The organism is Rhizobium sp. Root482 (assembly GCF_001426565.1).
GTDB lineage: Bacteria > Pseudomonadota > Alphaproteobacteria > Rhizobiales > Rhizobiaceae > Pararhizobium.
This window is the reverse complement of the sequence record NZ_LMFA01000019.1, coordinates 1-8,632: the sequence shown is the minus strand read 5'-3', so window position 1 is coordinate 8,632 and position 8,632 is coordinate 1. Positions and strand designations below refer to the sequence as shown.

Annotated in this window: 4 protein-coding genes and 1 pseudogene; 2 read left to right on the top strand and 3 right to left on the bottom strand. The window is 56.6% G+C overall.

Annotated elements, in window-relative coordinates; all coding sequences use genetic code 11:
* Positions 1 to 537: 537 nt before the first annotated feature.
* Positions 538 to 2,604, top strand: coding sequence for an ATP-dependent helicase (locus ASD31_RS12225; RefSeq protein WP_056333678.1), 2,067 nt, complete (start codon positions 538 to 540; stop codon positions 2,602 to 2,604).
* Positions 2,605 to 3,132: 528 nt separating this feature from the next.
* Here ASD31_RS12225 and ASD31_RS12220 read toward each other — a convergent pair.
* Positions 3,133 to 5,565, bottom strand: a complete 2,433-nt coding sequence (locus ASD31_RS12220) for a glycosyl hydrolase family 28-related protein (protein ID WP_082520550.1) — start codon at positions 5,563 to 5,565, stop codon at positions 3,133 to 3,135.
* A 400-nt stretch (positions 5,566 to 5,965) separates the two neighbouring features.
* Here ASD31_RS12220 and ASD31_RS25970 point away from each other — a divergent pair, with 400 nt between their 5' ends.
* Positions 5,966 to 6,226 carry a hypothetical protein gene (locus ASD31_RS25970; protein ID WP_156392633.1) on the top strand — a complete coding sequence of 87 codons (261 nt, stop codon included), beginning with the start codon at positions 5,966 to 5,968 and terminating at the stop codon, positions 6,224 to 6,226.
* An 89-nt stretch (positions 6,227 to 6,315) separates the two neighbouring features.
* On the opposite strand, the pseudogene ASD31_RS12215 reads toward ASD31_RS25970, so the two are convergent.
* Together ASD31_RS12215 and ASD31_RS12210 are read right to left on the bottom strand one after the other, a co-directional pair.
* Positions 6,316 to 6,648, bottom strand: a pseudogene (locus ASD31_RS12215) (transposase); the annotation flags it as partial.
* A 46-nt stretch (positions 6,649 to 6,694) separates the two neighbouring features.
* A complete protein-coding gene (locus tag ASD31_RS12210; RefSeq protein ID WP_056333676.1) occupies positions 6,695 to 7,960 on the bottom strand; it encodes an MFS transporter in 1,266 nt (421 codons plus the stop codon).
* Positions 7,961 to 8,632: the final 672 nt, after the last annotated feature.

The following is an 8,632-nucleotide window of genomic DNA, read 5'->3' as shown; positions in this document are numbered from 1 at the left end:
ATCGCCACCAGATACGATAAGACCAGAGCTTCCTTTGAAGCCTTCCTCGCGTTGGCTGCCGCAAAGATTTGGCTACCCTACTTTGTCAACAGAACCTAATTATGATCTTGCTTCCCCTAGGCTCCAAGCAGAGCAAATACTGCTCGTGCAAAATCGAACCATCATAAAATTGGCAACCTGCCTCGAAGCCGTCGAACCCGGCCGATGACGACGTTTGTCCGATCGTTGCCGGACTACATCATTTGGTGCGCGCCACAGGAGGCCCTGATAGGCATTCGAATCAACGAGCCATGGAGCGAATTCTTCTCGACAAACATATAAGTAAGACCTCTTTCAACAGGGTGCGGCGTGCGGCGGGTTCCTAATTTGTTCTTTAGCGCAAAATGTGTCATCAGGAGCCTGCGACTTGCAATGCGGCACGATATCGGTGGTCTTGGACCTTGCGGTTCGATTAGCAGATCAAGCGGATGAGTTATTTACAGACCGAAAAATTTCCTCGTTGGGAAGATTGAAGCGTAGGCAGGAGATGAAACCGGAATGAGCCTTGCTTATCTGGAAAAGCTGAACGATCAGCAGCGGCTGGCGGTCGAACACGGGGTCGCGCTATCGGAGGGTCAGTCGGGTGGGCCGCTCCTGATCATCGCGGGCGCAGGCTCCGGAAAAACCAACACGCTTGCCCATCGCGTGGCGCACCTGATCGTCAATGGCGCCGATCCGCGTCGCATCCTGTTGATGACATTTTCCAGGCGCGCTGCCTCCGAAATGGCCCGTCGTGTCGAGCGCATTTGCAAGCAGGTGCTTGGAGCCAATTCTGCTATCCTGACGGACGCGCTGGCGTGGTCGGGGACATTCCACGGCATCGGCGCGCGGCTGCTGCGGATCTATGCCGAACAGATCGGGCTGGATGTCGACTTTACTATCCACGACCGAGAAGACTCCGCCGACCTGATGAACCTCGTGCGCCACGCGCTCGGCTTCTCGAAAACGGAAAGCCGGTTTCCGACCAAGGGCACGTGTCTGTCGATCTATTCGCGCGTGGTTAACTCAAAAGAGCCGTTGCCCTCGGTGCTGAAAGCGAAGTACCCTTGGGTAAGCGGCTGGGAAGCGCAGCTGAAGGAATTGTTTGCCGGCTACGTCGAGGCCAAGCAGACGCAGCACGTCCTCGATTACGATGATCTCCTGCTTTATTGGGCGCAGATGGTGTCCGATCCCGAGATTGCCGACGACGTAGGCGGACGCTTCGACCATATCCTCGTCGACGAATATCAAGACACCAACAAGCTTCAGTCGTCGGTGCTGATGGCTCTGAAGCCGGGCGGTCGCGGTCTGACGGTGGTCGGCGACGATGCGCAGTCGATCTATTCGTTTCGCGCCGCGACGGTACGCAACATTCTGGAATTTCCGAAGGAATTCTCGCCCGCTGCCGACATCATCACGCTGGATCGGAATTACCGCTCGACACAGACCATCCTGGCGGCGGCCAACGGCGTAATCGATCTTGCAAGGGAGCGGTTCACCAAGAACCTCTGGACCGATCGGCAGTCCGGGCAGCGCCCGATGCTAGTGACGGTCAAGGACGAGGCTGACCAGGCCAATTATATCGTCGAGCAGGTGCTCGCCAACCGCGAGGTCGGCATGGCGTTGAAGCAGCAGGCCGTGCTGTTCCGCGCTTCGAGCCATAGCGGACCGCTGGAGGTCGAACTGACGCGTCGCAACATCCCCTTCGTGAAGTTCGGTGGGCTCAAATTCCTCGACAGCGCGCACGTGAAAGACATGCTGGCTGTGTTGCGCTTTGCCCAGAATCCACGCGACCGCGTTGCCGGTTTCCGGCTACTGCAGATGTTGCCTGGTGTTGGCCCCTCGACGGCTGGCAAGATCCTCGGCACGATCGCCGCGGATCCGGAACCTCTGATGGCGCTGGCAGAAATTCCGCCTCCTCCGAAAGCTGGTCCCGACTGGACCGCTTTCGTCAAGCTTCTGACGGGTTTGAAAAAGGCCGATGCTGACTGGCCTGCTGAGGTCACACAGGCGCGCGAGTGGTATGAGCCGCATCTGGACCGCATTCACGAGGATGCCGAAACGAGGAAGACCGATCTTCTTCAGCTCGAACAGATCGCTTCGGGATATCCCAGCCGCGAGCGCTTCCTGACCGAACTGACGCTCGATCCGCCAGATGCGACGAGCGATCAGGCTGGCGTGCCGCTGCTCGACGAGGACTATCTGATCCTGTCGACAATTCATTCGGCAAAGGGCCAGGAATGGCACTCGGTGTTTATGCTCAACGTTGTCGATGGCTGTATACCCTCCGATCTCGGGGTTGGCACGACCGCGGAAATAGAGGAAGAACGCAGACTACTCTATGTCGGCATGACACGTGCCAAGGACAGTCTGGCGCTGATCACACCTCAGCGCTTCTTTACCGGCGGCCAGCACAGCCAGGGTGATCGACATGTCTACGCCTCCCGCACACGATTCATTCCCGCCACTCTGCTGCAGTTCTTCGAAACGACGGCTTGGCCGAAGGTGAGTGCGGCCTCCTCGGAGCGCAGCGCCCGGCAGCTCCGTATGGATGTCGGCGCCAAAATGCGCGGCATGTGGCGCTGAGATCGCTTGGAAGTGGAGTTGACGATCGATTGGCCATCCCTTTCCCAAGCGGCGCGACAATCGAGCACGCTAGTGGAGGTGGACCGAGGATGCCCTGCCAAATTCGCCGACGGTACGACCTTGCTCTCGATCTGGCGCCGGAAAGGCGACCATCGACCTTCATCCCTGCTTGCCGAACGAGAAACGGTGCGCAGCTGAGCGCGATACGCTGGCGGCCGATCCTCGCCCCTCTTGGTACCTGGCACCGAAACGAAAACATGACGAAGGCGTCGTTTTGTCCGAACGGGCGCATGAAATAAAACGCTGGTCGATGGCTTTGTGATTGTTGAGGTCGTGTGTCGTGTCAATCAAACATGACAGGAATGACAAACGCAGGGATTTTTCCGATTTCTCCTTGCGGCCAACGAAACGGCAGGGCTCTCCGCGTGAGTCCTTAAACCGTCAAACAGAAATCTGTCCCTGTCCGGTTTTATGGGCAACTCCAATAGCACCAGCCCCTCTGAACAGCGGCTCGGCTGTGACCGCCGTTTAGAGGGGCGGACCAGCATTGCCGCCCGAGAAGTCGGTCCATCTCGAACCGATGTTAAGCCAAGTATTGTCCGGGTGCATCGTGAGAAAGCCCATGCTGCCTTCCAACCTCGTTGCGCCGCGGCTGAACTTGTTCCCGTGGAGCACGGTATTGATCCGTCTCGAACGTCCCGATCGGGGGCCGGATTCGAACCGGCCGTCATGTGTCCACATCAGCTTGTAGGCATCAACAAAGCCGTAACGCACGCCATCAAACCGGTTTCGATCGAACACTGTGCCGTTGTAATCAGATCCGCTGTGATCCCAGGTTTCATATTCGACGCCGATGTAAGCGATATCTTCAAATATGTTCCCCCGGTAGACGTTGCCGAGGCCCCCCCAGATACCCGCCACGCCGGAATCCGCAAAGGTGGTCCCCACATAAAGACCGCTGTTGCTCTGGCTCACACGATTGTTCGAATATTGAAGGAAAAAGGGACTAAGGCCGCGTGTCGAGTCGAGCGCGACCGTCATCATGCCATGCCTCATCCGAGAGATATTATTGCTGTCCACCACCACATCATAGACGTTGCCGTAAAGAAGCACACCGGTAGAGTCGGAATCGTGCTGGGCGTAGCTGTCACGTCCCTGGAAGGCGTTGTCGTAGATCGCCGCTCGCGAGGCGGTGGCCGCAAGTGCGAAACGGCTCGTTTTATCCGGGATAACGTTCCACGCGCGCTCCAGAACGACCCGGAAGCCGCTTGTGGAAACGATATGGCGGTGCTGGCCTGCACCTCGCCCGCCGACAATGACGAGATCAAGCCCGCTCTTAATCTGCTCGCCTCTATTCGGCAACGCGCCGAAAGTGACGGTGGTTGCCGAAGCACGGATGAAACGATCGATCAACTGGCTGCCGACGATCTCAAAGCAGATCTGTTCGCCCTTGTTGCAGTCGACCTTGTCGCAGTCATGGGGGGCGGCATTCCGCGACACGTTCCTTTCCCAGTAAAGGTTACGCAAACTACCGAAGTGTGCCTGTCCTACAAAGAACCTGCCAATGCCGTGGCCGTCATCGCGGCTCTCGTCGGCGTTGGTCAATTCATTACCGATCATCGAAAAATCGCTGCCGCCCCAGAGCGCCACGACGGATTCTCCGTATCTGGTCATCCGGAACTTGTTGTCTATAAAAAAGACCTGACGGCTGGTGCCGTAGAAGGAGCCGTTCTCGACAAGTTCCGAAGCGTAGATGGATAAACCGCGGACATCCTGAGCGTCGAGCGCAGGTCCCCCCCATGCATCAATCCGCATGGCCTCAAAACGGATGTCCCTTGCCGAAGAAAGGCTGACCACGGGATGACCGTCGGTCTTGCCGTCGCCAACCAGCGTAAGGTTTTGGAATCGGACATTGTCGCCCGGACTGACGATCATGCTCTCCTTAATGACGCGGGCAAGGCGGATTTTTGTTTCATCCATACCTGCGCCGCGCCAAGTGACTTCGGCCGGTGCGTGAAGTGTGGCAGAGATCCGAAAATCCCCTTTGGGAAAATAGATCGTTGCGGGTGCGGAGTTGCCAGCGGCTTCAAGCGCCTGCTCTACGGCGTGCGTGTCATCGACGACGCCATTGCCGATAGCACCGAAACGCGTGACGTCAACGACGTTCTGATCCTGGCCCGCCCAGGGCGATTTCGCAAGGATTTCCAGCTTTAGTGGTCCGCTCCAGCCATAGCGACCGCCATGGCCGTTGTGCATCCAGACTTCGTAGGTTGCCGCCGGCAGATCAGGTATCTGAAATTCAACCCTGAACGGATTGACCGACCTCGGTCTCAGATACCAGCCAGGCCTACCTGTTGGTTTGATGTAGACATGGGATCTCGTCTTGCCGTTCGCGTGGGCGAGATTGCGACCGTAGACGGAAACAGCTTCACCCGGAACGCCTTTTTCCGGACCTGTCCACCATGCTTCCGTCCTGTTGATGGCGATGGCCTTGCCGTGGTCAGCACCGCGCGAAGGCCAGATCAAATACATGGACCAGGCAGGCAGCGTGACCGGGAGCAAAAGCGTCGCCGCCGTGTCATCCGCGACCAAAGGCGCTACGGACGTGACGGCGCCATGCTGCGCGCCCGCAGCCTGAGAAAATATCGTGAACGCGCACTGGTCAGCGAGAGCAACGCCGGTCATCGAGACTACCTCGTCCCGTCCCGCAGTTCGCGAGATCTCTGCGATCGCAGGTGCCGTCTCACTGACTGCATAAGACGGGGGATTAAAAGGTCCGACATCCGGCGGCAGGTTCGGTTCGGGAAAAGGAACCGGAAAACCCAGATGCTGGGGATCGCCCTCCAGCACCACGTTCGAATAGTTTCCTGTCGGCGACTGATCCTCGCCTAAGGCAAGTGAGATTGGAAAAGCCATTGCGGAAACAAGGAGCAGAACCACAGAGAAGAGCAAAGATTTCATGGGCGTGAGATCTCCTGTTTTGTCCGTCCCCGATGATCAAGGGTCGTTTGTCGCGCCGTCCGCCAACTCTCCGCATCCGACTCGTATTCCGGTACAGCGTCGTTCCAGGCTCCGATGAATATTATAGGGAGGCGAGCTAACCAATCAGCATCCCAATAGGGAGAGTTGCCGTGATAGGAAATCGGCCGCATTGCCATTCAAGCTGTTGCATCGCTCCTCAAGGAGGACCCACTCACCCGAAGAGATAGGTTTGGGGACTGGCATCGCAGGAGTATCGCATTTGGCCAGCTGCCGCTTTGCCATTCATGGCAAGGTTAATACGCCGCCTCGCTGACCGCGATTTTTTGGCCTTCCCAGAACGCAGTGAATATGAATCTCTAGCGCAGACCGGAGGTCTGCGATGCGATCAGGGATTTCACTACGTGACGATTTTGATGGAGAAGTTCTCCGGCGGCTGGCGCGCCAGACGAAGGACGCAGCCCAGGTACGACGCTTGTCGGCACTCGCCTCGATCTACCACGGCGGCACGCGGTCAGATGCCCGTCTTGGCAATGTCACGCTGCAGATCGTTCGGGACTGGGTCATGCGTTTCAACGAACGCGGTCCTAAAAAAGATTCCCCGCCGCAGTGGCGCAGATTGCCGCCGGAGCAGTCCGAGTAAAACGGATAGAGATTTGCTTCGAGAATGAGGTCCGTATCGGGCAAAAGAACAGGATCCCGCGCCGTTGGGCAAGGCGGGGAACACGGTTTTCAGCACAGCACGATCAGCGCACAAGGTCGGTCTATATCTGAGAGTCGGACTCGAAAAGCCTTCAATGATATGATCAGGCGAGTGTGGGCGATCATGATCCGTGTCTGTGAGGAGGCGATGGACTTTTCGACGTCCTTCGCCAGTCTTCGGCATCTACCAAGCCACGCGAAGGTCCGTTCGACCACCCATCGACGCGGCAGAACCTCGAAGCCTTTCACCTTGTCTGAGCGCTTGATGATCTCGACCGTCCAGCGCCCGATCTTCTTCAGTCGCCGCTTCAACCTGTCGGCCGCATAGCCACTATCGGCGAAGACATGCAGCAACCATGGCCACCAGAAAACACGCGTATGAGTCTTGATCAGTGAGAAACCGTATTGGTCAAACGCTTAAATGCCGCAGTCGCGGAGTCGTTGTCCAAAGGGTGACGGCAAACAGGATCACAATCGATACCATTATTGCCATCGCAAAACGCGGCCCAAGGACAGCTGCTAGCATCGCTGTCGTGGCAGTCCCCACAGATACAAGGCCTCGCGTCATGAACAATGTCGATAGTACCCGTCCGCGATAGTCGTCGTGCACAGCAAGCTGCAAAATGGTGTTGTTTGACGAGTTGTAGGCAATATGCATTGCGCCGGCAAAAAACAACAGAGGCGTAGCTACGTAAATGTTGGGAGCCAAAGAGAAGGCAAGCAGGGATGCACCGAAACCGCCCATGAAAAGCAACATCACGGATCCCTTTCTTGCATCGCGTTGAAGCCATGCGGAATAGAGCCCACCTGCGATCGAACCTATCGCTGCTACTGATACCATCATCCCCAATCCTGTCGGCCCGACGTGGAAGACATCGTGGGCGAATAATGCGAGCAGTTGGATGTAAGGTTGCGCAAAGAAGGTTGGAACCAAAGCTACGGCAACGAGTAAAAACAGCATTTCGTTTTCCCGCAAATAGCGCACGCCTCCTAGTAGCGTGGTCACGAATTCCTCGCTGCGAGCAACACGCACCGGCTTTGGCGGAAGATTTACCAACCAAAGCATGGCCAATACGGCGATGAATGTCACGGCATTGACCAAAAAGCAGGCGGCGACGCCGAAGCCCGCTATGATCGCTGCCGCTGTCAGCGGGCCAATAACCTTCGATATATTGAGGGCTATCGAATTAAGCGCGATGGCGCTCGCCAAGTCGTGGCTAGGCACTAATTCCGATATTAACGTGTGACGCGCTGGCGTATTGAACGCGATCACGACGCCTCTCGCTGTAGTGAGTATCAGGATAGCCCAGATGGGGGCCTCGCCGGTGTATACGAGCAAAAACAAGCTGACAGCAAACATCATTGCCAAAGTCTGCGTCACCATCATCATACGGCGGCGATCGACCCGGTCTGCAACTGCGCCTCCTACAACCGCGAACAGCGTGTTCGGCAAGCCTCGGGCCAAATTGACCAGTCCGAGGTGAATGGGTGAGCCTGTTGTCGAAATGACCAGCCAGTTCAGAGCAATTTGATCGAGCCAGTCTCCTGAGTTCGAAACCAGATTTCCGACCCACATCAGAATATAGTTACGATGCCTGAAAGCTGCGAACGTACCGCCTCGTGGAATTTTCTTCTCTGGCACCTCGTCCATTGTTATCCAGTCGCAGCGCACCATCGGCGAATTTTCCAATGAGGATATTTGTGATTCAAGCGCCCCATATCAGCTCCGGGGACCTTCAGCCGACTCCAGTTAAAACATAGCAAGGGGTAGTACCAGTGTCCTCCTTGAAGAACGAATTGTTGAAGTTCTCCTCATCGACTGAAACGATGAAGGTTCGCTTTGTCGCCGACGAGGCGAGAAAGACATGGTCGAATGCGGCGGGCTCTAAGAAATCACTGAATAGCGAATAGGAGGCGGAGTGGCCATCTGAAGCCGAGATTTGTCACCGTTTTCGTGAAAAGCCTTCCTTGTTTCGTGACACAAGTCTGGCTATGGGCTGCCCCCGGCTATTCATATGGCCTTTCCTCGCAACAAGGGTGGCATTTCGTCCTGACCGCGCCGGCGTCACGTCAGCGCGAACGTGATTGTCTCAATCGCTTCGACAAGCGCGATACCGCAATCGCTCGCGGGGCTATCAATCAAAGCGACGTCAGTCGTGCGCAGAGTCGCTGTGCGCCCTTATGCCAGGCCTCGGCAATCTCACCCATCGTGTTCGTTCGCCCGACATGCAATTTGCTCATCGCTGCCTCGGTAATCCCCCCGCAAATTAACGGGCTTCAAAAGTAGAATTTTCTCGGGCTTTATGAACGAGGAGATTTTGATGAAGACGAGCAGATTTAGCGAACC

Excerpts from the sequence above, each read along its gene's own strand:
- ASD31_RS25970 (WP_156392633.1), top strand. The coding sequence starts at position 5,966 with ATGCGATCAGGGATTTCACTACGTGACGATTTTGATGGAGAAGTTCTC.
- ASD31_RS12220 (WP_082520550.1), bottom strand. The coding sequence starts at position 5,565 with ATGAAATCTTTGCTCTTCTCTGTGGTTCTGCTCCTTGTTTCCGCAATG.
- ASD31_RS12210 (WP_056333676.1), bottom strand. The coding sequence starts at position 7,960 with ATGGTGCGCTGCGACTGGATAACAATGGACGAGGTGCCAGAGAAGAAA.
- ASD31_RS12225 (WP_056333678.1), top strand. The coding sequence starts at position 538 with ATGAGCCTTGCTTATCTGGAAAAGCTGAACGATCAGCAGCGGCTGGCG.